Origin of the sequence: Curtobacterium sp. MCBA15_016 (genome assembly GCF_001865105.1) — a bacterium.
Lineage (GTDB): Bacteria > Actinomycetota > Actinomycetes > Actinomycetales > Microbacteriaceae > Curtobacterium.
On the sequence record NZ_MJGR01000033.1, the window covers coordinates 53,156 to 78,327 of the forward strand.

A 25,172-nucleotide genomic window follows, 5' to 3' on the forward strand; every position below is an offset into this window, starting at 1 on the left:
CCGACACCGGCAGCCGACGCCGGCCTCGTCTCGGGTTGCACCGCGCCCGCGCCGACTACCGTTGACCTATGAGCACCAGACGCGCGGTCGTCCTCGGCGGTACCGGCGGGATCGGTTCGGCCGTCGCGCGTGCGCTCCTCGACGCCTCCGGACGCGGCGGCGACGACTGGCAGGTGGACGTGGTCGCCCGCCGCGGTGGCCCCGTCGCCGACGAACTCACCGCGGCGGGAGCGACGTTCCTCCCGGGCGACCGTCGCGACACCGCCGTCCTCCGCGACCTCCTCCGCCCCGGCGCCGACCTGCTGGTGGACACGGTCGGCCTCACCCGCGACGACGCCCGACAGCTCCTGCCCTTCCTCGAGGACGTCGGCTCGACCGTGTTCGTGTCATCGAAGGCCGTGTACGCCGACGAGCAGGGTCGGCACGCGAACTCGCTGGACAAGCCCGTGTTCGGCGGCGCGGTGACCGAGCTGCAGCCGACCGTCACGGCGGGCGACGGCGACCCCACCGGTCGTGACGGCTACGGCGCCGCCAAGGTCGCCGCCGAACAGGTGCTGCTCGACCACGGCGCCCCGGTCACCGTGGTCCGGCCATCGAAGGTGTACGGCGTCGGCATCGGTCGGCCCCGCGAGTGGTTCGTCGTCCGGCGGGCGCTGGACGGTCGGGAGCGCATCCTCCTCGCCGACCACGGCCGCAGCGTCGACCACACCACGGCCGCCAGCGGCATCGGTTCCCTCGTCCGCCTCGTCGCCGATGCACCTGACCGGCGCATCCTCAACGTCGCCGACGACACCGCGCCGAGCGTGCTCGAGATCGTCCGGACCATCGCCGGTCACCTCGACCACCCGTTCGACGAGGTCCTGCTCGACGCCGACGCCCCCGCGTTCGTGGGGCCCACCCCGTGGACCACGCCGACGCCGTTCGTGCTCGACACCACCGCTGCACGTGCCCTCGGGTGGGAGCCGCCCGTGTTCGCGACGGCGGTCCGGCCGGAGCTCGACTGGCTCGTCGAGACGGCGAACGCGGTCCCGGCCGGCAGCGACGTGCCGTGGGCCGACGACCCGTTCTGGGACCGGCTGTTCGACTACGGCCCCGAGGACGCCGCCCTCGCCCTCCTGTCGCTCAGCGGGGACTGACGCCGTGCCCCGCACCGAGGTCCTCTTCATCGGGGGCAGGTCCGGCGTGGGCAAGTCGACCGCGGCGGAGGCACTGCACGACCTGCTCGTCGCCGCCGACGTGCCGCACGCCGTCATCGAGGGCGACTTCCTCGACCTCGCCCACCCCGCGCCGCACGTCGAGCACCCGGAGGCCCGCCTCGCCGAACGGAACCTCGCCGCGATGTGGGCCCGGTACCGCGAACTCGGCCACCACCGGCTCGTCTACACGAACACCGTGTCGGTGCTGGAGCGGGACGCGTTGGCCGAGGCGATGGGCGACGATCCCGTCGTGACCGCCGTGCTGCTCCGCGCCGGCGACACGACGACCGCCGACCGGCTGCGCCGTCGTTCCGGTGGGCACCTCCCCGAGGCGCAGCTGGCGCACAGCACGCGGACGGCCAGGAGGCTCGACTCGGCTGTCCGAGGCGACGTCACCCGGGTGGACACCGACTCCCGGTCGCCGGTCGACGTGGCCGCGCAGCTCGCGTCGCTCGTGGGCTGGGTCGGTCTGCGGCTGCCTGTGGACACCGCGGATCCGTCCACAGATCGCGACTGAGGGCAGCGCACCCAGGACGGTCGAGGCAGGCTGGACGCATGACCGACAACCGCCTCGGCTCCGCCGTCAGCCCGTACCTCCGCCAGCACGCCGACAACCCGGTGGACTGGCGTGAGTGGGGTCCGGAAGCCTTCGCCGAGGCCCGCGAGCGCGACGTCCCCGTGCTCGTGTCGGTCGGCTACGCCACGTGCCACTGGTGCCACGTCATGGCACGCGAGAGCTTCTCCGACCCGGGCATCGGCGAGCTGCTCCGCCAGGACTTCGTCGCGGTGAAGGTCGACCGCGAAGAACGGCCGGACGTGGACGCCAGCCTGATGGCCTCGGCGAGTGCCTTCACGCAGCAGCTCGGCTGGCCCCTGACGACGTTCCTCACACCGGACGGGCACGTGTTCTTCGCGGGGACGTACTTCCCGCCGTCGCCCGTCGGGCAGGTGCCGGCGTTCCGGCAGATCCTGGCGGCGGTGCTCGACGCGTGGACCGAGCGCCGGCACGAGGTGGACGCGAACGCGAGTGCGATCGCGGCGGCGATCCGGCAGGGGGCCGAGGCGGACCGGACCGCCCGCGGTGGCGCGGACGGTGGCGGGGACGAGCCGCGCCTCCCGAGCGTCGACGACGTCCGAGCCGTCGTCGACCAACTGACACAGGCCGAGGACACCACATACGGCGGTTTCGGCGGTGCCCCCAAGTTCCCGAGCGCGCCGCTGCTCGAGTTCCTGTCGGACGTCGCCGCCGACGGCGACGCTCGGGCGTCCGCACTGCTCGAACGTTCCCTGCACGCGATCCGCGCGAGCGAGCTGACCGACGCCGACGGCGGGGTCTTCCGGTACGCGACCAAGCGCGACTGGTCGGTGCCGCACTACGAGCGGATGCTCTACGACAACGCGGGAGTGCTCGCGGTGGCCGGGGCGGAGCAGGCCCGGGGGATCGCCGACTTCCTGCGGGACACGCTCCGGCGTGCGGACGGCGCGTTCGTCGCGGCGCAGGACAGCGAGTCCACCATCGACGGCCGGCGGGTCGAGGGCGAGTGGTACCGACTCCCGCTCGACGCGCGTGGGCGGCTCGATCCTCCGCCGCTCGACGACCAGGTGCTCACCGGGTGGAACGGCCTGGCGATCCGGGGGCTCGCCATCGCCGGGGCCCGCCACGGGGACGCCGAGATGATCGAGCTCGCACGGGGTGCGGCCGACGCGATCGTCGCCGGACACCTCACGGACGGACACGTGTCGGTCCGGTCGAGCACTCCGCGCGGCGCGTCGACGGCGGCGCCCACCATCGAGGACGTGGGACTCCTCGCCGAAGGACTCCTCGAACTCGCCCTCGTCACCGGGGAGCGCCCCTACGCCGACATCGCGCGCACGCTGGTCGACGACGGCCTGGCCGGGCGGTTCGACACCGACCCGGTGCTCGCGGCAGCCGGCACCGCCACGGGCGAGCAACCGCAGACCGCCATGCGCTCCGGCACGGTCGCACTCGCCGCGGCCGCCGCGACGCTCGCCGCACTGACCGGCGACGAGTCGTACCGGGCGGCGGCGGTGTCGCTCGTGGCCGACCGGGCCGTCACCGGGACGGAGCGGCCGCTCGGGCACGCCGATGCCCTCGGAATCGCGCTCGCGCTGCAGCGTCCCTCGCGCGAGGTCGTCGTGGTCGCGTCGGACCCGGACGACCCGATCCGTGCGGTGGCCCGCGGCGCTCGGCGTCCGGGGACCGTCGTCGCCACGGTGACCCCGGCACAGGCGGCCGACTGGTCCACCGCGGGCTTCACGCTCTTCGAGTCCCGCGACGGACTCGACCCCGCCGGGTACGTCTGCCACGACCGCGTGTGCGCCCTGCCCGCGCGGTCGGTCGACGAGCTGACGGCACAGCTCAGCGCGTGACCAGCTCGCGGCCCGACCGGCGGCGACACCCGGAAGCGGCGGAGTCAGGGGCGCTCAGAGCCGGCCACGGGCGATGCGCCCGGTCCGAGCGAGGTTCCCACGGACCTCGGTCGCGACGACAGCGAGCATCGCGACCGTGCTGGCGACACCCCACACAACGGCGGACAGGCGGAACGACCAGTCATCGGACGCCCACGGGCCGGCCGCGACCGACGACCAGCTGAACGCAGCGGCGATGAAGAGCACGGCGGCGAGCGCCGTACGAGCGATGCTCTTCCCGCTGAGCTGCCCGGTGAAGACCGACGAAGGGCCGAGCGGCGCCGACATCGACGACCACGTGACGAACGCCTCGACGATGGCGTGCCGTGCACGGAGGACTCCGATCCCCACCCAGATCGCCGCTCCCAGCAGCAGCGAGGCAGTGATCGCCACTACGACGACATCCGGACCGCTCCGAGCGCCGCCGACCCCGGACAGCACCGCGCCTCCGAGCACCGCGAGTGCGACCGAGACCGTCCCACCCCAGAACCGTCGGCCGCTGCTCAGTTCCGCGTCGAGCGTCCGGACCGCGGCCAGTGCATCCCAGGGCCGCTCCCGAGCGGTTGCCGCTCCTCGCACCGCACCACGCGCGCTCGGGCGGATCCACACGTGCACCGGCCGGTTCCTCTCCTCGGCGATCGAGTCCGCACGACAGGCTAGCGACCCACCGACCCCCGGCGCGGTATCCTGGAGGGCTCATGTCTGCCACCCCCGTCATCACGTACCCGCCCAAACTGCCGGTGTCGCAGCGGCGGGACGACATCGCTGCCGCCATCCGCGACAACCAGGTCGTGATCGTCGCCGGCGCCACGGGGTCGGGCAAGACCACCCAGCTGCCGAAGATCTGCCTCGAGCTCGGACGTGAGCACATCGGGCACACCCAGCCCCGACGGATCGCTGCCCGGACCATCGCCGAGCGCGTCTCCGAAGAGCTCGGGGGCGAGCTCGGCGGCCTCGTCGGGTACCAGGTCCGCTTCACCGACAAGGTGTCCTCCGACACCCGGGTCAAGCTGATGACCGACGGCATCCTGCTCAACGAGATCCACTTCGACCGCGACCTCAAGCGGTACGACACGATCATCATCGACGAGGCGCACGAGCGGTCCCTCACCATCGACTTCCTGCTCGGCTACCTCAAGCGGCTGCTCCCCCGCCGGCCGGACCTCAAGCTCATCATCACGAGTGCGACGATCGACCCCGAGTCGTTCTCGCAGCACTTCGGCGGGGCACCGATCATCGAGGTGTCCGGCCGCACCTACCCGGTCGAGATCCGGTACCGCCCGCTCGTCGCGGAGGACGCCGACGACGCCGACCGCGACGACGAAGGCGACGAGGACGATCCGCGGACGGACGACCACGGCGGCCGCACGGCCGACGACCGCGACACGATGCAGGGGATCACCGACGCGCTCGACGAACTCGCGCAGGAGGACCCGGGCGACGTCCTCGTGTTCCTCTCCGGCGAGAACGAGATCCGCGACGCGCAGGACGCCATCGAGGGCAAGCGCTACCCCGGTACCGAGGTCCTCCCGCTCTACGGTCGTCTGTCCGCCGCCGACCAGCACCGGGTCTTCGAGCGGCGCACCACACCGGGCATCCGACGCCGAGTGGTCCTCGCGACCAACGTGGCGGAGACGAGTCTGACGGTCCCCGGCATCAAGTACGTGATCGACGTCGGCACCGCCCGCATCTCGCGCTACTCGCCGCGGGCCAAGGTGCAGCGGCTGCCGATCGAGGCGATCTCGCAGGCGAGCGCGAACCAGCGCTCCGGTCGCGCGGGCCGCACGAGCGCCGGCATCGCGATCCGGCTCTACTCCGAGGACGACTTCGAACGCCGTCCGGAGTTCACCGACCCCGAGATCCTGCGGACGAACCTCGCGGCGGTGATCCTGCAGATGATCTCGCTGGGGTTCGGCGACATCGAGGCGTTCCCGTTCCTGCAGCCGCCGGACTCCCGGGGTGTGAAGGACGGCCTCGACCTGCTCCGCGAGCTCCGAGCCGTCGACGCCGCGGGCACGATCACGAAGACCGGCAAGCAGCTCACCCGGTTGCCCATCGACCCCAGGCTCGGACGCATGGTGCTCGAGGCCGGTCGGCAGGGCGTCGGGCGCGAGGTCATCGCCGTCGTCAGCGCCCTGAGCATCCAGGACCCGCGCGAGCGCCCCCTCGAGAAGCGCGCGCACGCCGATCAGCTGCACGCCCGGTTCGCCGATCCGACGAGCGACTTCCTCACCCTGCTCAACCTCTGGAACCACATCGAGGACAAGCAGGACGAGCTCTCGTCCAGTGCGTTCCGTCGCCTGTGCAAGGCCGAGTTCCTGAACTACCTCCGCATCCGCGAGTGGCAGGACCTGTACCGGCAGCTCTCCCGCGCGGCGAAGCAGGTCGACGTCCGCATCGGGCAGGCGCGCTCCGACGACGGCGACGCGGTGCACCGTTCCCTGCTGGCCGGACTCCTCAGCCAGATCGGTCTGCGCGACCGTGAGAAGCGCGACTACCTCGGCTCGCGGAACACCCGGTTCGTGGTGTTCCCCGGCAGTGTCCTCGCCAAGAAGCAACCGGACGCGGTGATGGCCGCCGAACTCGTCGAGACGAGTCGGCTCTTCGCCCGGACGGTCGGTCGGATCGACCCGGCGTGGGTCGAGCCGCTCGCCGGGGACCTCCTGAAGCGCACGTACGGCGAACCCCACTGGGAGAAGAAGCAGGGTGCGGCGGTCGCCTACGAACGGGTCACCCTGTTCGGCGTCCCGATCGTCCAGCGCCGCCGCGTGCAGTACAAGCGCGTCGACCCGGAGCACTCGCGTGAGCTCTTCATCCGGCACGCGCTCGTCGAGGGCGAGTGGGACGCGCAGCAGGCGTTCGACCGCGACAACCGCAGGCTGCGGCGCGAGCTCGAACAGCTCGAGGAGCGCACGCGTCGCCGCGACATCCTCTTCGACGACGAGCGGGTCTTCGAGTTCTACGACGCCCGCATCCCGGCCGACATCGCGACCACGCGCGACTTCGAGGGCTGGTGGCGGCAGACGAGGCGCGAGCAGCCGGACCTGCTCACGATGCGCCGGTCGGACCTGCTGGACGAAGACGCGGCCGAGGCCGCACAGGACCAGCAGGAGTACCCGACCCAGTGGCGGAGCGGCGACCAGCGCCTCGCGATCAAGTACCGGTTCGAACCCGGCGCGCAGGACGACGGCGTGAGCGTGCAGGTGCCGCTCGCGCTGCTCCCCCGCATGCGCGAAGAGGGCTTCGACTGGCAGGTGCGCGGCCTCCGCAAGGAGCTCGTCACGGCGCTCATCAAGTCCCTGCCGAAGCAGATCCGGAAGAACGTCGTCCCCGCTGCCGACTGGGCCGAGAAGATCGTCGCCGAGCTCCCCGACGACGCCCCGACCGAGCCGACCGAGTCGTTCCGCGCCACCCTCGCCAAGGCGATCCAGCGCATGACCTACGTGCCGGTGTCGGAGTCGGACTTCGACCTCTCGCGGGTTCCGGGCCACCTCCTGCCGACGTGGGCGGTCGTCGACGAACGCGGCCGTCGGGTCGAGGCCGGCAAGGACCTCTCGGCCCTCCAGACGAAGCTCAAGGACCGGACGCAGCAGAGCGTCGCCTCGGCGACGACGCGCGCCGCAGGGCGTCCAGGAGGCGCGGCTCGCGTCGCGTCCGCCGCCTCCGGTGGCGCCGTGGAGCGGTCAGAGCTCACCACCTGGCCGTCCGACGACCTGCCGCAGGTGCTCGACACGAAGCAGGCGGGTGGCGTGATCCGCGCGTACCCGTCCCTCGTGGAGGAGGGCGACGGCCCGAAGGCGACGGTCGGCGTCCAGCTGCTCGCGACGCCGTCCGACCGGGCCGTGCGGATGCCCGCCGGTGTCCGGCGGCTGGTCATGCACGCGGTGCCCTCGCCGGTCTCCTACATCCAGTCCCACCTGACCGCGCAGGAGAAGCTCGCGCTCGCCGCCAGCCCGTACCCCTCCACCGCGGCGCTCTTCGACGACGTCCTCGCGGCGGTCGTGGACGCCGGGATCCGCCGGGCGCACCCCGACGGGCTGGTGTTCACGAAGACCGACTTCGAGTCCGTGCGCGACACCGTGTCCGCGACCGTCGTCGACACGATGTTCACCGCCGTGTCCGAGGTGGCCGCGGTCCTCGCCGCGCACCGCGCCGCGGAACGGTCGCTCAAGCAGGCGAACTCGATGTCGCTCCTGCCGGCGCTCACGGACATGCGGCAGCAGATGGAGCGGCTCGTCTTCCCGGGGTTCGTCTCGGTCGCCGGGCTCGATCGTCTCCGGCGCATCCGGGTGTACCTGCAGGGCGTCGACGCACGCGTGCAGAAGCTCCTGCAGAACCCCGGGCGCGATGCCACGTGGATGCGCGAGGTCACCGTGGCGACCGACCGGTACGTCGACGCGGGCGGCACCTTCCCGCCGTCCGTCGGCGCGCACCCCGAACTCGTGCACGCCCGCTGGATGCTCGAGGAGTTCCGGCTCAGTCTGTTCGCGCAGGAGCTCGGCACCGCCGAGACGGTCTCGCTGCAGCGCATCACGAAGGCCCTGGCCGCCGCCCGTTGATCCCGCTAGCCTCGGGGCATGGTGGGGACGACGGCGAGGCCGGAACGGGTGCAGGCGCGGTACGGCAGGGCGATCGAGCGCAGGGACGGGCGGGACTTCCCGTACTACGACGGTGATCCGCTGCCGCTGTCGATCCTGCAGTGGGTGGCGGTGATCGCCGCGTGTGCCGTCGGGTTCCTCGTCCTGAGCTTCACCCCCGCGGCGGACAACGTCCAGTCGCTGGTCCCCCGGTTCCTCTTCGCCGCGATCCCCCTCGCGGTGTTCATCGTCTTCACCCGCCGGCACTGGTCGCGGATCTTCCAGCGGACCACGGGGCGGGACGTCCTCACGATGGTGGGGTTCGCGGTGGCGAACCTCATCGTGACCTTCGCGGTGGGCATCGTCGTCAAGTACGTGTTCGGCGCGAACTCGAACGGTGCGACGGACGGCATCCACGGTGCGGCCGAGGTGACGAGCTTCTACGTCGGCACGGCGATCCAGCTGTTCGGCGAGGAGCTCTTCTCGATCCTGCCGTTCCTCGCCGTGCTGTCGTTCTGCGCGCGCGGCGGGATGTCGCGGAAGGGCGCGATCCTCGTGGCGTGGCTCGTGACGGCGGTCTGGTTCGGCGCCGCGCACCTGCCCACGTACGGCTGGAACCCCGTCCAGGCGTTCCTCGTCATCGGTGTCGCACGGCTCGTCCTGACGCTGGCGTACATCCGCACGAAGAACATCGCCGTCAGCACCGGCGCGCACATCATCAACGACTGGGTCCTCTTCACCTTCGCGATCGTCACGGCGGGAGCACTCCTGTGATCGGCACACTCGACGTCATCGTCCTCGACTGCGCAGACCCTCGCGCCCTCGCCCGCTTCTACGCCGAACTGCTCGGCGGCGAGATCGTCGGCTTCGACGAGGACTGGACCGAGGTCGCGCTCCCCTTCACGGACCACCGGCCGATCCTCGCCTTCCAGCAGGTGGCGGAGTACCGCGCCCCCGAGTGGCCCGGCCAGGACGTCCCGCAGCAGAGCCACCTCGACGTGAAGGTCGACGACCTGGACGCCGGCGAGACCGCGGTCCTGGCCATCGGGGCGACGGCGACGGGCTCGGGGACGGACACGTTCCGCGTGTACCTCGACCCGGCCGGGCACCCGTTCTGCCTCATCCGTCCGAACGACTGACGGCTCGTGACGGGCATCCGAGCGGTCCTGTTCGACCTGGACGGCGTCATCCGGCACTTCCACCCGGAGCACGTCGCGGCCATCGAACGCGCGCACGGTTTGCCACCGGGAACGATCGAGGCGGTGGCGTTCGCCGCACCCCTGATCGACGAGGTCACGACCGGCCGGATCACCCGTGCCGAGTGGGTCCGGGCCGTCGGCGAGCGCATCGGCGACCAGCACGCCGCCGAGGCCTGGGGCCGACAGCCGTTCACCCCGGACGCCGAGGTACTGGCCCTCGCGGACGAGCTCCGCGCCGCCGGGTACACGACGGCGGTGCTCACGAACGGCACGGACGGCATCCCGGCCGAGGTGGCCTCGTTCGGCCTGCACGACCGGGTCGACGCCGTGTTCAGCTCGCACGAGATCGGGTTCGCGAAGCCCGACGTCCGGGCCTTCCGGCACGTGCTCGACGCGCTCGACCTCGACGGACCCGAGGTGTTCTTCACGGATGACTCGGAGCGGAAGCTGGCCGGGGCGGAGGAGCTCGGCATGCGGGTCCACCACTTCACCGGGGTCGACGGACTCCGTGCTGCCCTGCGCTCGAGCGGCATCGACCTCACCGACGCCGGTGGATCCACCTACCGGGCCCGCATCGACCTGCTCGCGGAGGCGGTCGACGGCTTCGAGGCGGTGCTCCGGACGGGCGACCACCGCGCCGTGGTGCCGTCCTGCCCGGGGTGGACGCTGGCGGACCTCGCCGGGCACCTGACGGACGTCCACCGCTGGGCCCTCGGCCAGCTCACCGGAACCGAGCCGGACGACCCGGAAGCGCCGGAGCCCGCCGACCTCGCCGACCGGTTCCGCGCCGGCGCGGACCGCCTCGTGGCCGCGCTCCGCGCGCGCCCCGCGGACGCGGCGTGCAGCGCGATCTACCCACCCGACGCGGCCGGCACGTGGGCACGACGGCAGCTGCACGAGACGACGATCCACCTGTGGGACGCGCAGCAGGCGGTCGGGGGCGAGCCGCGCCTCCAGGCCGACACGGCGGCCGACGGCGTGCGCGAGGCGGTCGGCGACCTGTACCCGCGCCAGGTGCGCCTCGGCCGCGTCGACCCGTTGTCGCAGACCGTCGTGTTCCGGTTCCCGGACGCCGACGGCGAGGCGGAGCTCGTCGGGACGGCGGGTGCCGGGCCGGCGGTCCGGGTGACGGGGCGGGCGGAGGACCTGCTGCTCGTCCTCTGGGGCAGGCGTCCACTCGACACGGTCGCCGTGACGATCGACGGGGACCGTTCGGCACTCGACCAGGCGCTCGCGACGAAGCTGGTCCCATGACCGAGCTCCGCCCCGTCGACCTCGACCGCTGGCCCCGACGCGAACACTTCGAGCACTACCGCGACCGGGTGCCCTGCACGTGGGAGATGACCGTCGAGCTCGACGTCACGGACTTCGCCGAGACCGTGCGCGCCACGGACCGCCGCACGTACGCGTCGCAGATCTGGGCGATCGCCTCGGTGGTGAACCGGCACGCCGAGTTCCGGATGCAGCTGCTCGACGACGGGTCGCCTGCCGTCTGGGACGTGGTGCACCCGATGTTCACCGTGTTCCACCCCGACACCGAGACGTTCTCGGTGCTGACCGTGCCGTACGACGACGATCCGGCGCGCTTCCACGAGGCCGCGGTCGCCACGATGGAGCGCTACCGGGACGACCACCGGATGTTCCCGCAGGAGGACCGCCCGCGGAACGTCTTCGACATCTCGACCCTGCCCGGGGCGTCCTTCACCGGGTTCGCCCTGCACGTGCGGGACGGCTGGGACCACCTGCTGCCGATCTTCACCATCGGCCGGTACCGGTTCGTCGAGGGGCGCACGCTGATGCCGCTCGCGCTCCAGGTGAACCACGCGGTCACGGACGGCTTCCACGGGTCCCGGTTCGTCGACGAGCTCCAGACGGTGCTCGCCGAGGCGGGGTGGCTCCGCCGCTGAACACCCTGGTGCCCGCCGCCGCGGTCAGGTCCGGAGTTCGGTCCGCCGCGGCTTCAACCGCTCGGGGGCGTCGGTCGCCGGCGTCCACTCGCAGGTGAACGTCCCGCGGTAGCCGAACAGGAACCCGAAGACGCGGTTGTGCACCTCGAGGTCGACGTGGAACGCCTGGTCGTCGTCCGACCACCACTCGTGGAGGGTCGCGCGACCGCTGAACAGCATCGGGAAACGGAACGCGATCGGCCCCTCGTAGAACCGCTGCGCCTCCGAGGTCAGGACGAGGCCACCGCGGTCGTCGACGGTCAGGTCGAGGTCCACCGCGAGGTGCTGGTGGGAACCGAGGTAGTCGAGCACCCGGCCGTCGACGAGCACCATCGTGGCGTCGAACCGAGCGGTCCGCCCGGGCTTGGTCGTGTAGGTCCGGACGAACGTCACCGTCTCGCGGCCGTACCGGTCGCGGTAGGGGTAGTTCTCGATCGTGAACGGCACGTCCGTCCCGACGTCCGGGACGAGGATGTTCCGCAGTCGCCCGATCTGCAGGAACGGCACGGTCCACCACGGTCCCCGGCGGATCGACGTCATGACGCCGCGGCCGGTGCACGCCTCGGCGGCGTCGAGACCGACGCCGAACCTGCGGCGCATCTGCGGGTGCAGCCGCTGGAAGTCGGCGCCGAGCGCCTCCTCGAACACCGAGCTCATCGGTCGCCTCCCGGGTCGGGCAGCGCTGCCAGGGTGGCGGGCGCGTCGTGCAGCTGGTCGCCTCGCCGGGTGCCACCGACGGGCGCGCGGCGGGTCCTGGAGGCGCGGGGCCGGTCCCGCCGCCACGGCTGCAGCACCGAGGTGAGCGGCCAGGCCTCCGGCTCGGCCCCGCGTTCCAGCCAGATCCGGAGCCGGTCGAAGCTCCACGCGGTCGCCCAGCCGAGGAGCGGCCGGACCACCAGGTCGAGCGGGCCCCAGCCGGAGTCGTAGTCGTAGCCGGTGACGAACCGGGTGCGCCCGTCGTCGGTCGGGACGTACCGCCAGTAGCCGCGGCCGGCCCGGATCGGCGACAACCGGTCGTCGGTCGCGAACCGCAGTGCCGACGTGCGGGTGCCGTCCGCACGACGTCGCTCGCCGATGCTCACGCCGGTGCCGTGCACGTCGTGCACCGGGGAGCGCCGGACGTACGTGAAGCGGGCGGCACCGTCGGCGTCCGCCGGCTCGGGGACGATCTCGGAGAAGCGGACGTCCCACCGGACGTGCTGCTCGGGGTCCTGCGTCGCCGCCCACACCCGGTCGACGTCCACGTCGATGACCGTCTCGACGTAGATGCCGCGCTTCCCCACAGCCCGAGCGTAGGGCACGGAGCGCGCCGGGTTCGGGCAATCCGCGCGACCTGTGACCGTTCCGGTTCGCGATCCCCGGGTTCCGCGAACCGGAACGGTCACGACCGGAGGCGGATGCGGACGTCCGCGAGCCAGCGGAGTCCGGTGGGGGGTGGGCGCGCCGGGCTGCGGGACGGGAGGGGCGGGGCGGGGCCGACCCGCGCCTCCCGTCCGTCAGCAGCCGCGTCAGGAGGCGCGCGCCTCCAGCGCCTGCTCGTACTCGCGGCGGATCGCGTCGCCGCCCCGTCGGCGCCAGTCGCGCACCGTCGCCCGCCACGACGAGACCGTCGCCCGCCCGAGCAGCACGTCGTTGATCGCGTTCGTCGCGAACGTGCCGACCGCCGGTCCCTTCGTCGAGTTCGTCGGCGAGTACAGGCCGTAGACGGGGTTCGGCAGTCCGCGGTCGAGCCAGGACGCCAGCGACTCGTACACGGTGTCGGTCATCGTCGGGTTGCCCGCGTAGTAGAGCGGCAGCGGGCACTCGGTGAAGTACTGCAGCGGGAACTCGCCGAGCGCGGTCTCGCTGTTGCCGGTCTTCGTCAGGACCGGGGCGCCGTCGCGGTACTCGAAGTCGCGCCCCTCGATGCCGAACTTGCGGTAGGTCCAGGCCTCGGTGCCGAACGGCGACGCGCACCAGTTCAAGACGTCGAGGAGCATCCGCACCCGGGACTCAGAGCCGGCGGCCACGGACGTGATCGTGTTGTTCGGGTCACCCAACCAGGGCTTCGCGGCCTCTCCGGACGGTCCGACGAACGGGGCGATCGTCAGCTCGAACCCGGAGCCGGGCGTGGCCTGCTGCAGGAGTCCCGGGATCGCGCTGTACGTGTCGGACAGCATCAGCGCGGAGCCCTGCACGAACCAGACCTTGCCGTTGTAGGCCGTGACGCTGTCGGGGTGGACGAGGTCCTCGGCGATGAGCCGGCGCGACACGTCGAGGAGCTCCACGTACTCCTCGAGCTCGTACATGTGGGTGAGCCGCCCGCCCTGCTCCTGCCACTGGTTCGGCAGGCCGAGCATCGGCGCGAGGATGCTCGTCGGCACCGAGGCCAGGGCCCATCGGTTCGCGTGCGGGTCGGAGACCTGCCGGCAGAGCTGCACGAACTCGTCGACGCTCGAGAACGACGGGTCGACGCCGAGCCGCTCGAAGCGGTCCTGGCGGCGGTGCAGCGCCTGCGAGGTCAGCGGCCCCCGGGGCACGGGGACGCCGTAGATGCCGCCCGAGAACACCGTCCCGCGCCACGACGCCGTCGGCAGGTTCGCCAGGTACGGGTAGTCGCGGACGCCGCTGCCGGAGAGGTACGGGCTGAGGTCGGCGGCCTTCGCCTCGAGGAACTGCGGCAGGTACGAGAACGCCTGGTTGATCGTGAAGACGTCGCCGAGGGTGTCGCCCGCGACCTGGGTGGCGAACTTGTTGCCGAAGTCCGCGTTCGGGGTGATCGTCAGGTCGAGGTCGATCCCCATCCGCTCGTCGAGGCCCTGCCAGTACGGGTTGCTCCCCTTCGACGGCGGGACGGGCGAGTTGGTGGGCACGCTGCCGTGCACGGTCGAACCGTCGCCGGGCTTGCCCCTGGTCGGCACGAGGGTCGCCGGGATCTTCCGGAAGGCGCTCGGCATGAGCGGGCTCGTCTTCGGCAGGACGGGCTCGGGGCCGCCGGTCCACGGGACGTAGTCCGGCAGCTGGACGGCCTTGTTGATGGCCCGGACGTCGGTGGACCGGGTCACGGTCGAGCAGCTGGCCAGGAGGGTCGTGGCCGCGATCCCGAGTCCGCCCGCGACGAGCGCGCGGCGGCTGATGGAGGTGGTCATGGTCAGCCCTTCACCGCGCCGGTCAGGACACCCTTGGCGAAGTGCCGCTGCAGGAACGGGTAGACGATCAGGATCGGCACGATCGAGACGACGAGGATCGCCATCTGGATCGAGGCCTGCGGGGGCAGCGCGTCGGAGGACGTGCCGAGGTCGGCGCCGCCGAGCTGCGCGTTGTTGATGACGTAGGTGCGCAGCACGAGCTGGAGCGGCCACTTCGCGGTGTCGTTGATGTAGAGCAGCGCGTTGAAGAAGGCGTTCCAGTAGCCGACCGCGTAGAACAGGCCGATCACGGCGAGGACGGCCTTGGACAGCGGGAGCACGATCCGCCAGAAGACCTGGAAGTCGCCGGCGCCGTCGATGCGGGCGGACTCGATGAGCTCCTTCGGGATCGCCATGAAGAACGACCGCATCACGATGACGTTGAACGCGCTGAGGGCCGTCGGGAGGATCAGGGCCCAGTACGAGTCGAGCAGCCCGAACTCCTTGACGACGAGGTAGTTCGGGATGAGCCCGGGCGCGAACAGCAGGCTGACCAGCACGAGGCTCAGGACGAACCCGGAGCCGTACGACCCCGGACGGCTCAGGGCGTAGGCGAGCATCGCGCTGACGAACAGGCTGATGAGCGTCCCGACGACGGTGATCCCGATGCTGACGAGCATCGCGCGGGTGACGACGCCGCCGGCGAAGATGCTCTGGTACGCGCCGAGGTCGAGTCCCTGCGGCCACACCACGAACCCGCCGGCGTCGTTCACCTGGGCGACGGGCGCGAGGCTGGTCGACACGATGCCGACGAACGGCAGGATGACGACGAGGCAGATCACGAGCAGGACGAACCCGGTGAGCAGCCGTCCGGGCAGCGGGGGCGCGTCCGGGCCACCGCGGCGGCGCTTCTTCGTCCGGGGGACGGTCACGGTGTGCGTGGCGGTCACTTCGCCTCCTTCTGGTAGACGCCCGCTTCGCCGAAGACGTGCGCGAGCTTGTTGGCGCCGAGGACGAGCAGGACGCCGACGACGCCCTTCACGAGCCCGACCGCTGCGGCGACGCCCCACTGCCCGCCGAGCACGCCGTTGTTGTAGACGTAGGTGTCGAGGACCTCGCTCGCGGCCCGGCCGACGGCCTGCTGCTGCAGGAGGATCTGCTCGAACCCGACGGTCAGGGAGTCGCCGAGCCGGAGGATGAGCAGCAGGATGATGATGCCGCGCATGCCGGGCAGCGTGACGTGCCAGAGCTGCCGCCAGCGACTCGCGCCGTCCATCTTCGCGGCCTCGTACAGGCTCGCGTCGATCTGGCTGAGGACCGCGAGGAACAGGATCGTCGCCCACCCGGTGTCCTTCCAGATCACCTGGCTGGTCAGCAGGGCGATGAACCCGTTCGGGTTGCCGAGGAAGTCGATCGCGTCACCGCCGGCCGCGCGGATGGCGTTGTTCACGAGTCCGGAGCCGCCGAGGATCTGCTGGAACACCGCGACCACGATCACCCACGACAGGAAGTGCGGCAGGTACAGCACCGACTGCACGACCTGCTTGATCCGCTCGGAGAGCAGCGAGTTGAGCATGAGCGCGAGGATGATCGGCGCCGGGAACACGAACACGACCTGCACGAGCGTGATGAGCAGCGTGTTGCCGAGGGCGCGGAGGAACTCGGGGTCGCCGTCGAAGATGACGGAGAAGTTCTCGACGCCGACCCAGGGGCTGCGGCCGAGCGGCACGAAGGGCAGGTACTCCTGGAACGCGATGAGGTTCCCGAGCAGCGGCAGGTAGTGGAACCCGAGCAGGAGCGCGACGCCGGGCAGGCCCATGAGCAGGAGGACGCGGTCACGGCGGATCCGCTGCCACGTGCTGCGCCGACGGAGCCCGGGGTCGGGTGGTGGTGCCGCTCCCGGGTCGCGCTGTGCAGCGGTCCTCGTGCGGTTCGTCGCACGGTCGTCGAGCTTCGTCACTCGGTGGCCCCCTCCGTTGGATTCCTGGAGCGACCCTGGCGGTGACGGCAACCGTGCGGCAACCCGTTGCCAAACGTTTCCATCGTTGTAACGGTCCATCGGGACGAAGCCGGGTCTCATCGCCGCACCGCGTCCGGCGGACCTCTACGCTGGCTCCATGACGCTGCAGTCAGCACCCCGACCACGCCGGCGGATCGGACTCGTGGGCGCCGGCGGCATCGCGGTGGCGCACGTCCCCGGGCTCCTCCGCCTGGGCGACCTCGTCGTGCACTCGGAGGACGGTGCGCCCGCGCTCGCCGCCGCCTTCGCGGACGAGGCCGCACGGGTCGGCAGCACGATCACCGTCGCCGACTCGCTCGACGAGCTGCTCGCCGCGGTCGACGTCGTCGACGTGGTCGTCCCGACACCGGCCCACGCCACCGTCGTCCGCGCGGCACTCGCGGCGGGCAGGCACGTCGTCTCCGAGAAGCCCCTCGCCCGCACCGACGCCGACGCCGACGACCTCGTCGCCCGGGCGGCGGACGCGGGCCTGCAGCTCTACCCGGCGCACGTCGTCCGCTGGTTCCCCGCGTACCGGCGGCTGCACGAGGCCGTCACCACGGGCCTCCTGGGCGACCTCGCCGTCCTGCGCTTCTCCCGCTCCGGGGCGTTCCCGACCCGTGTCGCGTGGTTCGGCGACCGGGCACAGTCCGGCGGCATCGTGATGGACCAGATGATCCACGACCTCGACATCGCCCGCTGGGTCGCCGGTCCGGTCACCCGGGTGTCCGCCGTCACCGTCCGCACGGGCGACGACGAGCACCCGGTCGAGGCCGCGCACGTCCTCCTCACGCACGCGTCCGGCGCGATCAGCCACGTCGCCGGACTCTGGGGACCACCGCACCTGGCCTTCAGCACGGAGTACTCGGTGACCGGGACGCTCGGCAGCCTGTCGCACTCGTCCCTCGCCGAGGAGGACACCCGCGCCGACCTCGCGACCCCGACCGCTGTCGACGGGTTCCTGCCGTCCGTCGACCCCGCCGAGGACCCGTACGCCCTCGAGCTCGCAGACTTCGTCGCCGCGTTCGACGGCGGGCCGCTCCCCCGCGTCAGTGCGGCGGACGGTGCCGTCGCGGTGCGCCTCGCCAACGCCGCCCTGGCGTCCATCGAGTCCGGACAACCCGTGGAGGTGACGCTGTGACCCTCCGCGTCGGCGTCCTGTCCTTCGCCCACACGCACGCGATCGGGTACCTCTCGGCGCTCGCCGCGATGCCCGACGTCGAGGTGCGCGGGACGGACCCCGGCGGCGTCTCGACCGGCACGACCCTCGGCGAACTCCGGGGCGCCGACCTCACCGGAGCGCTCGGCGTCGGCCACGCCGACACGGTCGACGACCTCCTCGCCTGGGGACCGGACGCCGTCGTGGTCACCAGCGAGAACGCGCGGCACCGCGAGTTCGTCGAACGGGCAGCCGCCGCCGGCGCACACGTGCTCTGCGAGAAGCCGCTCGCCACCTCGTGGGAGGACGGCCTCGCGATCCGCGACGCCGTGCAGCGCGCCGGGGTCACGCTGATGATGGCCTACCCGGTGCGGTTCGCGTCGGCGTTCGACCGGTTGCGTGCCACGCACGCCTCGGGTGCACTCGGCACGGTGTTCTCGGTCCGCGGCGCGAACAACGGCATGCTGCCGCTCACGCGCGACTGGTTCACCGACCCGGGGCTGAGCGGCGGCGGCGCGATCGTCGACCACGTCGTGCACGTCGCCGACCTCGTCGACGGGCTGACCGGCGCGCGACCGGTGTCCGTCACCGCCGTCGCGAACCGCGTGCTGCACGCCGAGCGCGCACGGGCCGAGACGGCCGGGCTCGTGACGGTGAGCTACGACACCGGGATGGTCGTCGCGGTCGACTGCTCGTGGAGCCGCCCGGACACGGCGCCCGCGTGGGGCGGCCTGACGCTCGACGTCGCGGGGACGGGCGGCACGGTGTCGGTCGACTTCTTCGGCGCGGCGGCCAGGGGGCTCGACGCGGTCGGCGGCCGGCCGATCGAACTGCGGTACGGGGCGGACCACGACGTGCCGATGCTGCGGACGTTCCTCGACGCGGTGCGGGACGGCGCGCAGCCCCAGCCCGACGTGCAGGTCGGGTTGCGGACGCTGTCGATCGTCCTCGCGGCGCAGGAGTCGGTGCGGACCGGCAGGACGGTGCCCGTCCCGACGGCGTGAGCGACGCGTCGCCCGGCGACCCCACTGCGGACGGGAGGCGCGTGGCGGCCCCGACCCGCGCCTCCAGTCCGTCACACGGCCGGCCGGGAGGCGCGCGACCGGCTCGGCCCGCGTCTCCGGTCCGCCACCCGGCCGGGCGGGGCATGCTGGACGCATGACCCTCGAGGAGTACGCCAACTCGTTCGGAGCCGCTGCCGATGCGTACGAGCGCGGACGGCCGGGGTACCCCGAGGCGGCGGTCGACTGGCTCCTGCCGGCGGACGCCCGACTCGTCGCCGACGTCGGCGCGGGGACCGGCAAGTTCACGCGGAGCCTCGTCGGACGCGCCGCCGAGGTCGTCGCCGTCGAACCGGACCCGGCGATGCGCGAACGGCTCACCGCGGTGCTGCCCGACGTGCGGGCGCTCGCGGGGACCGGCGAGTCGATCCCCCTCGCCGACGGGAGCGCCGACGCCGTGACCTTCGCGCAGGCGTGGCACTGGGTCGACCCGGTGCGGGGGTCGCAGGAGGTGGCCCGGGTCCTCCGCCCCGGCGGCGTGCTCGGTCTGGTGTGGAACGTCCGCGACGAGACCCGGCCCTGGTCCGCCCGGATCAGCGCGATCCTGTCCCAGCCCGAGTCGCGGGCGAGCGTCCAGAGCGCGCCGGTCGTCGGAGCGCCGTTCGACGACGGCGCCGTCGAGCACGAGCGGTTCCCGTGGGTGCACGAGCAGGACCGGTCGGCGTTCCTCGACATGGTCGCCTCGCGCAGCTACGTCATCGTGCTGCCGCCGGACGAGCGCACCGCCCTCCTCGACCGGGTGCGGCGCGTGCTCGACGACGATCCGGAGACCGCCGGGAGCGCGACCGTCCCCGTCGGCTACACCACGTACGTGCACCGGTACGTGCGTCCCTGAGCCGCAGCCGCGCTACGCTCGTGGCGATGCGCGCGACCGTGCGGGACGTGGCTGCCCTCGCCGGGGTGTCGCCGAAGACCGTCTCCAACGTCATCAACGGCGGTGTCGTGGTGCGCCCGGAGACCCGCGCACGGGTCGAGCAGGCACTCGCCGAGCTCGACTACGTGCCGAACCTGTCCGCCCGGGGTCTGCGCAACGGACGCTCGGGTGCGATCGCCCTGACGCTCCCCGAGATGGCCAGCGCCTACTCGGCCGAACTCGCGCAGTGGTTCGTCGAACTGTCGCGGGAGCGCGGTTGGACCGTGCAGCTCGACCAGACCGCGAACGACCCCGCCCGCGAGCGGGACCTCGTCTCGCGTGCCCGGGCGCACCTCGTCGACGGGCTGATCCTCAACCCGGTGTCGCTCAGCGCGAGCGTGCTGGCCTCGACCGAGGGGCTGCCCCCGACCGTCGTCATCGGCGAGGTGGAGCCCGAGCACGTCGACCAGGTGCACGTCGACAGCCGTGCCGCGGCCGAGCAGGTGACGTCGTACCTCGTCGGCCGGGGCCACCGTCGGATCGCGATCGTCGGTGCCGCCCGGGACGTCGAGGCCACCGCGACGAGCGAGTTGCGGGAGCGTGGGTACCTCGCGGGTCTCGCGAAGGCGGGCATCGGTGCGGACCCGGAGCTGCGGGTCCCGCTGCCGGCGTGGTCGACCAGCGCGGCGGCGTCGGCGTTCGCGGCGTGGCTCGACGAGCACCCGCTGCCCGACGCGGTGTTCGCGTTCACCGACTCGATCGCGTTCGGGGTGCTGCACGTCCTCGCTGCACGTGGTGTGCGGGTCCCCGAGCAGGTGAGCGTGATCGGGTTCGACGACGTCGACGGGGCCGCGTACGCGATCCCCGCGCTGAGCACGGTGTCGTTCGACCGACGGGCGTTCGCGACGGCCGCGCTCGACCTGCTCACCCGGCGGATCGAGGACCGCGAGGCTCCGCCCGAGACCGTCGTGGTGCCGCACCGGATCGTCGAGCGCGCGAGCGTGGCCACGCGCTGACCGGGGCGGGCGGGTCCGGCGTACGCTCCGCCGCATGACCGCTGCTGACCCGTCGATGCCGACGCTCGCCGCCACCGTGCTGCAGTCGCCGGACCCCCTCGCGCTCGCCCGGTTCTACGGCGCGCTGACCGGCTGGACCGTCCACGAGGACGACCCGACCTGGGCCCGCATCCGCCCCGAGGACGGACCGGGCCTCTCCGTGCAGTACGAACCGGCCTACGTGGCGCCCACGTGGCCCGGCACGGAGGACGCCCCCGGCATGCAGCTGCACCTCGACTTCCAGGTGGAGGACCTGCCGGCGGCGGTGACCAGGGCGGAGGGGCTCGGCGCTCGTCAGGCGGCGTTCCAGCCGCAGGACGACGTCCGCGTGCTGCTCGACCCCGACGGGCACCCGTTCTGCCTGTTCCTGCCGGGCGCCTAGGGCTCAGGCCGGGGTCGGGCCAGGCAGGGGCTCGGCCGGGGTCGGGCCGGAGCTCGGCCGGGGCTCGGCCGGGGCCTGGTGGTCCGGATCCGCCGCCGCAAGCACTGCCGCACGCGTCCGCGGGTCGCCGAGGATGCGGAAGTGCCCGCCGACCGGGACCCGCACGTTCGTCGCCCCGGCGAGCGCACTGCCCTCGGGGATGAGCGTGTCGAAGACGCCGTACACGCTGGTGATCCGGGCGTTCGCGTCGAGCTCCCGTGCGAGGCCGGCGAGCACCGGGTCGCTCGACCGGAACGCCCGCAGGTGCCGGACGGGTGCGAGCCGCGCGTACCCGGAGCCCGCGAACGGCGTCGACACCGCCACCATGCGGTCGATCCGCCCGTGGTCGTCGAGGCGCGTCATCGCGTACTTCCCGATCAGCCCGCCCTTGCTGTGCGCGACGAGCAGGACGTCGCGGAGGTCGTGCTCGTCGAGGTACGCCAGCACCTCCGCCGCGGACTCCGGCACCGGACGCAGGTTGTGCCGCAGCACCGGCAGCACGTGCACGGGGTGTCCCCGGTCGTGCAGGGCGTCCATGAGCGGACGCATGAAGTGCCAGGTCTCGTAGACGCCGGGCACGACGACGACGGGCTGGCCGTCGCCGCTGCGGTAGTCGTCGGCGGTCGTCGGCCCGAGGCTCCGCACCTGCCAGCGGATCGCGTACCACCAGTCGAGGACGGCCCACCGGGTGCGGCGGAGCAGGGAGGCGCGGACGGGAGGCGCGGTGCGGTCCGTGCGCGCCCCGTCCGTCCCCGACGTGGTCGCGTCGGTCACCGCAGCCCCTCCAGGGTCTGCACGCGGCGGAACTCCCCCACGAGCCGCGCGAACGCCACCGGCTGGCGCTCCTGCACGTGGTGCGGCCCCGGCAGCTCGACGAACGCGCCGCGCGGGGCGGTGGCGGCGACCCGGGCGGACCAGTCGTGGCGCGCGATCGGGTCCTCGGTGCCACGGACGACCAGCACCGGCTGCGCGAGCTCGCCGACGGTGTCCTCGAGGCGGTAGCGGAGCATCGGTCGGAGTTCGGGCACGTACTGCCGCACGCTCCGCAGGTAGTCGGTCACGAGGACGGCGTTCATCCGGGCGCCCTCGACGAAGCCGTCCCGCCCGAGGTCGAGCGCCTGCGTGAGCAGCCGGCGACGACCGGCGGCGATGACCGGACCGACGAGCACGACCGAGGCGACGGCGTCCGGGTGCCGACGGGCCGCCTCGGCGACGACCTGCGTCCCCATCGACTGCCCGACGAGCACGAGGTCCCCGGCCCCGCGGGACCGCACGGCGCGGACGACGAGGTCCCCGAGTTCCGTCATGGTGAGGCGCCGGCCGGCCGCCGGGAGCCCGCCGAAGCCCGGCAGGTCGACGCTCACGGTCCGGTGCGTCGCGGCGAGCGCCCGCTGCGACCGCGCGAACGACCGGTGCGACATCCCGATGCCGTGCACGAGCACGACCGTCGGGGCGAGGGCGTCGTGCACCCTGCCGGCCGGCGCGAGCGTGTGCAGGCGCACGGGGAGTCCGTCGATCCGGACGGTCTCGACTCTCGCGCGCACGATGCGAGGCTACGCGGACGGCGCTGTGCACAGTGACGCACCAGCGTCGTCATCGCCCACGCATAGGCGACCGGTCTGTACTCGTCCTCATGACCGAGCGCACCCCCGTGAACCCCGAGTCCCGCGACGACGTGGACCCCGCAGCCCACCAGCCCACCACGCCGTACCCCGCCAGCCCGGCCGGCTGGGGCGCCGCACCGACGCCCACCTCGACCGCGACGCTCGACGCCCCGGCGCCGGCGCCCGAGCACCCGTACGCGACACCGGCACCGTCCGCGGGCTCGTGGAACCCGGGCGCCCCGAACGGCGCGACGCCCTGGTACGGATCCGCGGCGACGCCCCGGCGCGGGCGCGGGCGCGGCCCGCGACCGCCGTGGTTCTGGCAGGTGCTGGCCGTCGGGGTCGGCCTCGCGGCGCTGCTGGTCGGCGGCGGCATCGGCTTCGCCATCGGACACGCGATCGGCGGCGGCACGAGCCAGTCCACGACGCAGGTGCCGGGCACGAACGGCGGCACGAACCAGTTCCCCGGCGGCGGCACCGGCCAGTTCCCGGGCAACGGCACGCAGGGTGGGACCGGCACCGGCTCCGGCACCGGATCGGACACGAGCGGTTCCTCCGCGAACAGCTGAGGGCTACGCTCCGACCATGCGCAAGGTCACCGCTGGACTCTTCACGTCGGTCGACGGCGTCGTGCAGGACCCGTACACCTTCCAGTACGACTCCTTCGACGACGAGCTCGGTGCGGGCATGGGCGCGTTCATGGCCCGCACCGACACCGTCCTCCTCGGCAGGAACAGCTACCTGGAGTGGTCCGAGTGGTGGCCCGCCCACCCCGACGACCCCTTCGGCCAGTGGATCAACCCGATCGAGAAGCACGTGGCGTCCACCACGCTCGGCGACGACCTGGCGTGGGAGAACAGCACCCGGATCACGGGCGACGTCCCCGACTTCGTCCGCGGGCTGCAACAGCGGGACGGCGCCGACATCGCGGTGTGCGGCAGTGTCACGCTCGTCCGCAGCCTGCTGTTCGCGGGGGTCCTCGACGAACTGCAGCTCATGGTGCACCCGGCGATCGCCGGCTCGGGCCGCAGGCTCTTCGAGCCGACCGACCCGCCCACGCGCCTGCGCCTGGTCGACAGCACCGTGACGAGCAAGGGCAACGTCGTGAGCACCTACGCGCGGCTCGACGCCTGACGGAGGTGCGCAGCGCCTCCCGGCCGTCGAACGACTGTCCGAACCGCGCGTACCCTCGGTGGTGACCATCTCACCATCCGAGGAAGCCGGAGTCAGCATGCCCCAGGACACCCGCCCGCACGTCGTCATCGTCGGCGGTGGATTCGCCGGTGTCGCGGCCATGCGCGAGCTCGCCGACGCACCGGTGCGGGTCACCCTGGTCGACCGCCACGTCTACAACATGTTCCAGCCGCTCATGTACCAGGTGGCGACCGGTGGGCTGAACGCCGGCGACGTGACGTACTTCCTCCGGAGCCTCCGCGCGAAGCAGAGCAACGCCGAGTTCCGGCACGGGCTGCTCACCGGCATCGACCCGGTCGAGCGGGTCGCCGAGATGTCCGACGGCGAGCACCTGCACTACGACTGGCTGATCCTCGCGAACGGCGTGAACACGAGCTACTTCGGCACGCCCGGCGCGTACGAGTACGCGTACTCGATGTACTCCCGCTCGCAGGCGCTCCGCATCCGCGACGAGCTGTTCACCCGCCTCGAGGAAGCCGCCGCCAACCAGGGCCCCGACGAGATCAAGATCGTCATCGTGGGCGGTGGCGCGACCGGCGTGGAGATGGCCGGTGCGCTCGCCGAGCTCCGCGACCAGGCCCTCGTCGGCGCGTACCCGGAGATCGAGCGGGGCAACATCTCGATCACCCTCGTGCACCGCAGCGGCGAGCTCCTCAAGCCGTTCGCCCCGCGGCTGCGTCGGTACGCGGCCAAGGTCCTCCGCAAGCGCGGCGTGGTCCTGCGCCTCAACACCGGCGTCTCCGAGGTCAAGCCCGACGGCGTGATGACGGCCGAGGGCGAGTTCATCCCGGCGTCGCAGGTCATCTGGGCGACCGGTGTGGCCGCGCACAAGGAGGTCTCGGGCTGGGGCATGCCGCAGACCCACGGCGGACGCATCCAGGTGAACGACGACCTCAGCGTGAAGGGCGTCGAGCGGATCTTCTCCGCCGGTGACATCGCCGCGCAGGACGACGCCCTCGCGCAGCTCGCCCAGCCGGCGCTGCAGGGCGGACGGCACTCGGCGCGGCAGATCGTGCGGCTCATGGCGGGCAAGCCGACCGAGCACTTCAAGTACTTCGACAAGGGCACGATGGCGACGATCGGCACGAACGCCGCGGTGGCCCAGCTCCGTGGCGGCATCACGATGGTCGGGCCCGTGGCCTGGGCGGCATGGGTGGCCGTGCACATCGCGTCGCTGCTCGGCAACGGCAACCGGCTGTCGACGCTGTCGCACTTCTTCGTGCGGTACCTCTGGTTCATGCGGAAGCGGGCGATCCCGATCGTCGGCGACGTCCGGCCCGTGCGGCCGAACGGCGACCGCGAGCCCGAGCCCTGGCAGATGCAGAAGGCGGAGTAGGCGCGCGCGGGCGCCGCGCCCCGCGGGCGCGCCCC

24 protein-coding genes are annotated in these 25,172 nt (G+C 72.6%); 16 read left to right on the top strand and 8 right to left on the bottom strand.

Going from position 1 to position 25,172, the window contains the following annotated elements:
- The first annotated feature begins 68 nt into the window (after nucleotides 1-68).
- Genes BIV03_RS13560 through BIV03_RS13570 form a run of 3 tightly spaced genes read left to right on the top strand, consistent with a single transcriptional unit; the run spans nucleotide 69 to nucleotide 3,587 of the window.
- Nucleotides 69-1,136 carry an NAD(P)-dependent oxidoreductase gene (locus BIV03_RS13560; protein WP_071296073.1) on the top strand — a complete coding sequence of 356 codons (1,068 nt, stop codon included), beginning with the start codon at nucleotides 69-71 and terminating at the stop codon, nucleotides 1,134-1,136.
- A gap of 4 nt (nucleotides 1,137-1,140) precedes the next feature.
- Nucleotides 1,141-1,713, top strand: a complete 573-nt coding sequence (locus BIV03_RS13565) for an ATPase (protein ID WP_071296074.1) — start codon at nucleotides 1,141-1,143, stop codon at nucleotides 1,711-1,713.
- Between the two features lie 38 nt (nucleotides 1,714-1,751).
- Nucleotides 1,752-3,587, top strand: a complete 1,836-nt coding sequence (locus BIV03_RS13570) for a thioredoxin domain-containing protein (protein ID WP_071296075.1) — start codon at nucleotides 1,752-1,754, stop codon at nucleotides 3,585-3,587.
- Between the two features lie 54 nt (nucleotides 3,588-3,641).
- Here the strand turns inward: BIV03_RS13570 and BIV03_RS19195 are convergent, their stop codons facing one another.
- A complete protein-coding gene (locus BIV03_RS19195) occupies nucleotides 3,642-4,019 on the bottom strand; it encodes a hypothetical protein (protein WP_139201983.1) in 378 nt (125 codons plus the stop codon).
- 305 nt (nucleotides 4,020-4,324) lie between these two features.
- On the opposite strand from BIV03_RS19195, the gene hrpA reads away from it, so the two are divergent.
- Genes hrpA through BIV03_RS13600 form a run of 5 tightly spaced genes read left to right on the top strand, consistent with a single transcriptional unit; the run spans nucleotide 4,325 to nucleotide 11,309 of the window.
- Complete coding sequence (gene hrpA / locus BIV03_RS13580; protein ID WP_071296077.1) at nucleotides 4,325-8,185, top strand: ATP-dependent RNA helicase HrpA; 3,861 nt, start codon at nucleotides 4,325-4,327, stop codon at nucleotides 8,183-8,185.
- Between the two features lie 18 nt (nucleotides 8,186-8,203).
- Nucleotides 8,204-8,977 (top strand): CPBP family intramembrane glutamic endopeptidase, encoded by a 774-nt coding sequence (locus BIV03_RS13585; RefSeq protein WP_083403434.1) that lies wholly within the window; start codon nucleotides 8,204-8,206, stop codon nucleotides 8,975-8,977.
- The gene (locus BIV03_RS13590) at nucleotides 8,974-9,342 is read left to right on the top strand and encodes a VOC family protein (RefSeq protein WP_070418086.1); all 369 of its coding nucleotides are present in this window, start codon (nucleotides 8,974-8,976) and stop codon (nucleotides 9,340-9,342) included. Before BIV03_RS13585 ends, BIV03_RS13590 begins: the two co-directional genes overlap by 4 nt.
- 6 nt (nucleotides 9,343-9,348) lie before the next feature.
- The gene (locus BIV03_RS19745; RefSeq protein ID WP_175475855.1) at nucleotides 9,349-10,656 is read left to right on the top strand and encodes an HAD-IA family hydrolase; all 1,308 of its coding nucleotides are present in this window, start codon (nucleotides 9,349-9,351) and stop codon (nucleotides 10,654-10,656) included.
- Complete coding sequence (locus BIV03_RS13600) at nucleotides 10,653-11,309, top strand: CatA-like O-acetyltransferase (RefSeq protein ID WP_071296078.1); 657 nt, start codon at nucleotides 10,653-10,655, stop codon at nucleotides 11,307-11,309. Before BIV03_RS19745 ends, BIV03_RS13600 begins: the two co-directional genes overlap by 4 nt.
- A 24-nt stretch (nucleotides 11,310-11,333) precedes the next feature.
- On the opposite strand, the gene BIV03_RS13605 is transcribed toward BIV03_RS13600, so the two are convergent.
- The 5 genes from BIV03_RS13605 to BIV03_RS13625 all read right to left on the bottom strand — a co-directional run bounded on the left by BIV03_RS13605 (nucleotide 11,334) and on the right by BIV03_RS13625 (nucleotide 16,415).
- Nucleotides 11,334-12,005 carry a DUF4166 domain-containing protein gene (locus BIV03_RS13605; protein WP_071296079.1) on the bottom strand — a complete coding sequence of 224 codons (672 nt, stop codon included), beginning with the start codon at nucleotides 12,003-12,005 and terminating at the stop codon, nucleotides 11,334-11,336.
- Nucleotides 12,002-12,631 carry an SRPBCC family protein gene (locus BIV03_RS13610; RefSeq protein WP_139201984.1) on the bottom strand — a complete coding sequence of 210 codons (630 nt, stop codon included), beginning with the start codon at nucleotides 12,629-12,631 and terminating at the stop codon, nucleotides 12,002-12,004. Before BIV03_RS13610 ends, BIV03_RS13605 begins: the two co-directional genes overlap by 4 nt.
- Nucleotides 12,632-12,856: 225 nt before the next feature.
- Nucleotides 12,857-14,476, bottom strand: coding sequence for a hypothetical protein (locus BIV03_RS13615; protein WP_071296080.1), 1,620 nt, complete (start codon nucleotides 14,474-14,476; stop codon nucleotides 12,857-12,859).
- A gap of 2 nt (nucleotides 14,477-14,478) precedes the next feature.
- On the bottom strand, nucleotides 14,479-15,405 hold the full coding sequence (locus tag BIV03_RS13620; RefSeq protein ID WP_083403435.1) for a carbohydrate ABC transporter permease: 927 nt from the start codon (nucleotides 15,403-15,405) through the stop codon (nucleotides 14,479-14,481).
- The gene (locus BIV03_RS13625; RefSeq protein ID WP_254790898.1) at nucleotides 15,402-16,415 is read right to left on the bottom strand and encodes a sugar ABC transporter permease; all 1,014 of its coding nucleotides are present in this window, start codon (nucleotides 16,413-16,415) and stop codon (nucleotides 15,402-15,404) included. The genes BIV03_RS13620 and BIV03_RS13625 overlap by 4 nt, the downstream gene beginning before the upstream one ends.
- Before the next feature lie 157 nt (nucleotides 16,416-16,572).
- On the opposite strand from BIV03_RS13625, the gene BIV03_RS13630 reads away from it, so the two are divergent.
- The 5 genes from BIV03_RS13630 (at nucleotide 16,573) to BIV03_RS13650 (ending at nucleotide 20,964) form a co-directional block, all read left to right on the top strand.
- A complete protein-coding gene (locus BIV03_RS13630; RefSeq protein ID WP_071296081.1) occupies nucleotides 16,573-17,595 on the top strand; it encodes a Gfo/Idh/MocA family protein in 1,023 nt (340 codons plus the stop codon).
- Nucleotides 17,592-18,617, top strand: a complete 1,026-nt coding sequence (locus BIV03_RS13635; RefSeq protein ID WP_071296082.1) for a Gfo/Idh/MocA family protein — start codon at nucleotides 17,592-17,594, stop codon at nucleotides 18,615-18,617. Before BIV03_RS13630 ends, BIV03_RS13635 begins: the two co-directional genes overlap by 4 nt.
- A 154-nt stretch (nucleotides 18,618-18,771) precedes the next feature.
- Nucleotides 18,772-19,509 carry a class I SAM-dependent methyltransferase gene (locus tag BIV03_RS13640; RefSeq protein ID WP_071296083.1) on the top strand — a complete coding sequence of 246 codons (738 nt, stop codon included), beginning with the start codon at nucleotides 18,772-18,774 and terminating at the stop codon, nucleotides 19,507-19,509.
- Between the two features lie 26 nt (nucleotides 19,510-19,535).
- Nucleotides 19,536-20,543, top strand: a complete 1,008-nt coding sequence (locus BIV03_RS13645; protein ID WP_071296119.1) for a LacI family DNA-binding transcriptional regulator — start codon at nucleotides 19,536-19,538, stop codon at nucleotides 20,541-20,543.
- Between the two features lie 34 nt (nucleotides 20,544-20,577).
- On the top strand, nucleotides 20,578-20,964 hold the full coding sequence (locus BIV03_RS13650) for a VOC family protein (RefSeq protein ID WP_071296084.1): 387 nt from the start codon (nucleotides 20,578-20,580) through the stop codon (nucleotides 20,962-20,964).
- Between the two features lie 3 nt (nucleotides 20,965-20,967).
- Here BIV03_RS13650 and BIV03_RS13655 read toward each other — a convergent pair whose 3' ends face one another.
- Together BIV03_RS13655 and BIV03_RS13660 are read right to left on the bottom strand one after the other, a co-directional pair.
- A complete protein-coding gene (locus BIV03_RS13655) occupies nucleotides 20,968-21,777 on the bottom strand; it encodes a triacylglycerol lipase (RefSeq protein WP_254790900.1) in 810 nt (269 codons plus the stop codon).
- Nucleotides 21,774-22,547 carry an alpha/beta fold hydrolase gene (locus BIV03_RS13660; protein ID WP_071296085.1) on the bottom strand — a complete coding sequence of 258 codons (774 nt, stop codon included), beginning with the start codon at nucleotides 22,545-22,547 and terminating at the stop codon, nucleotides 21,774-21,776. Before BIV03_RS13660 ends, BIV03_RS13655 begins: the two co-directional genes overlap by 4 nt.
- A gap of 89 nt (nucleotides 22,548-22,636) precedes the next feature.
- Here BIV03_RS13660 and BIV03_RS13665 point away from each other — a divergent pair, with 89 nt between their 5' ends.
- From BIV03_RS13665 to BIV03_RS13675, 3 genes are all read left to right on the top strand, one after another.
- Nucleotides 22,637-23,176, top strand: coding sequence for a hypothetical protein (locus tag BIV03_RS13665; protein ID WP_071296086.1), 540 nt, complete (start codon nucleotides 22,637-22,639; stop codon nucleotides 23,174-23,176).
- 16 nt (nucleotides 23,177-23,192) lie between these two features.
- A complete protein-coding gene (locus BIV03_RS13670) occupies nucleotides 23,193-23,741 on the top strand; it encodes a dihydrofolate reductase family protein (RefSeq protein ID WP_071296087.1) in 549 nt (182 codons plus the stop codon).
- Nucleotides 23,742-23,802: 61 nt separating this feature from the next.
- Entirely contained in the window at nucleotides 23,803-25,137 is a 1,335-nt protein-coding gene (locus BIV03_RS13675; RefSeq protein ID WP_229086779.1) for an NAD(P)/FAD-dependent oxidoreductase, read from the top strand.
- Nucleotides 25,138-25,172 lie beyond the last annotated feature (35 nt).

What these genes read in the sequence shown, in the direction of transcription:
- BIV03_RS13560 (WP_071296073.1), top strand. Translation starts at nt 69, where the DNA reads ATGAGCACCAGACGCGCGGTCGTCCTCGGCGGTACCGGCGGGATCGGT.
- BIV03_RS13570 (WP_071296075.1), top strand. Translation starts at nt 1,752, where the DNA reads ATGACCGACAACCGCCTCGGCTCCGCCGTCAGCCCGTACCTCCGCCAG.
- hrpA (WP_071296077.1), top strand. Translation starts at nt 4,325, where the DNA reads ATGTCTGCCACCCCCGTCATCACGTACCCGCCCAAACTGCCGGTGTCG.
- BIV03_RS13585 (WP_083403434.1), top strand. Translation starts at nt 8,204, where the DNA reads ATGGTGGGGACGACGGCGAGGCCGGAACGGGTGCAGGCGCGGTACGGC.
- BIV03_RS13600 (WP_071296078.1), top strand. Translation starts at nt 10,653, where the DNA reads ATGACCGAGCTCCGCCCCGTCGACCTCGACCGCTGGCCCCGACGCGAA.
- BIV03_RS13605 (WP_071296079.1), bottom strand. Translation starts at nt 12,005, where the DNA reads ATGAGCTCGGTGTTCGAGGAGGCGCTCGGCGCCGACTTCCAGCGGCTG.
- BIV03_RS13615 (WP_071296080.1), bottom strand. Translation starts at nt 14,476, where the DNA reads ATGACCACCTCCATCAGCCGCCGCGCGCTCGTCGCGGGCGGACTCGGG.
- BIV03_RS13630 (WP_071296081.1), top strand. Translation starts at nt 16,573, where the DNA reads ATGACGCTGCAGTCAGCACCCCGACCACGCCGGCGGATCGGACTCGTG.
- BIV03_RS13640 (WP_071296083.1), top strand. Translation starts at nt 18,772, where the DNA reads ATGACCCTCGAGGAGTACGCCAACTCGTTCGGAGCCGCTGCCGATGCG.
- BIV03_RS13645 (WP_071296119.1), top strand. Translation starts at nt 19,536, where the DNA reads ATGCGCGCGACCGTGCGGGACGTGGCTGCCCTCGCCGGGGTGTCGCCG.
- BIV03_RS13650 (WP_071296084.1), top strand. Translation starts at nt 20,578, where the DNA reads ATGACCGCTGCTGACCCGTCGATGCCGACGCTCGCCGCCACCGTGCTG.
- BIV03_RS13665 (WP_071296086.1), top strand. Translation starts at nt 22,637, where the DNA reads ATGACCGAGCGCACCCCCGTGAACCCCGAGTCCCGCGACGACGTGGAC.
- BIV03_RS13670 (WP_071296087.1), top strand. Translation starts at nt 23,193, where the DNA reads ATGCGCAAGGTCACCGCTGGACTCTTCACGTCGGTCGACGGCGTCGTG.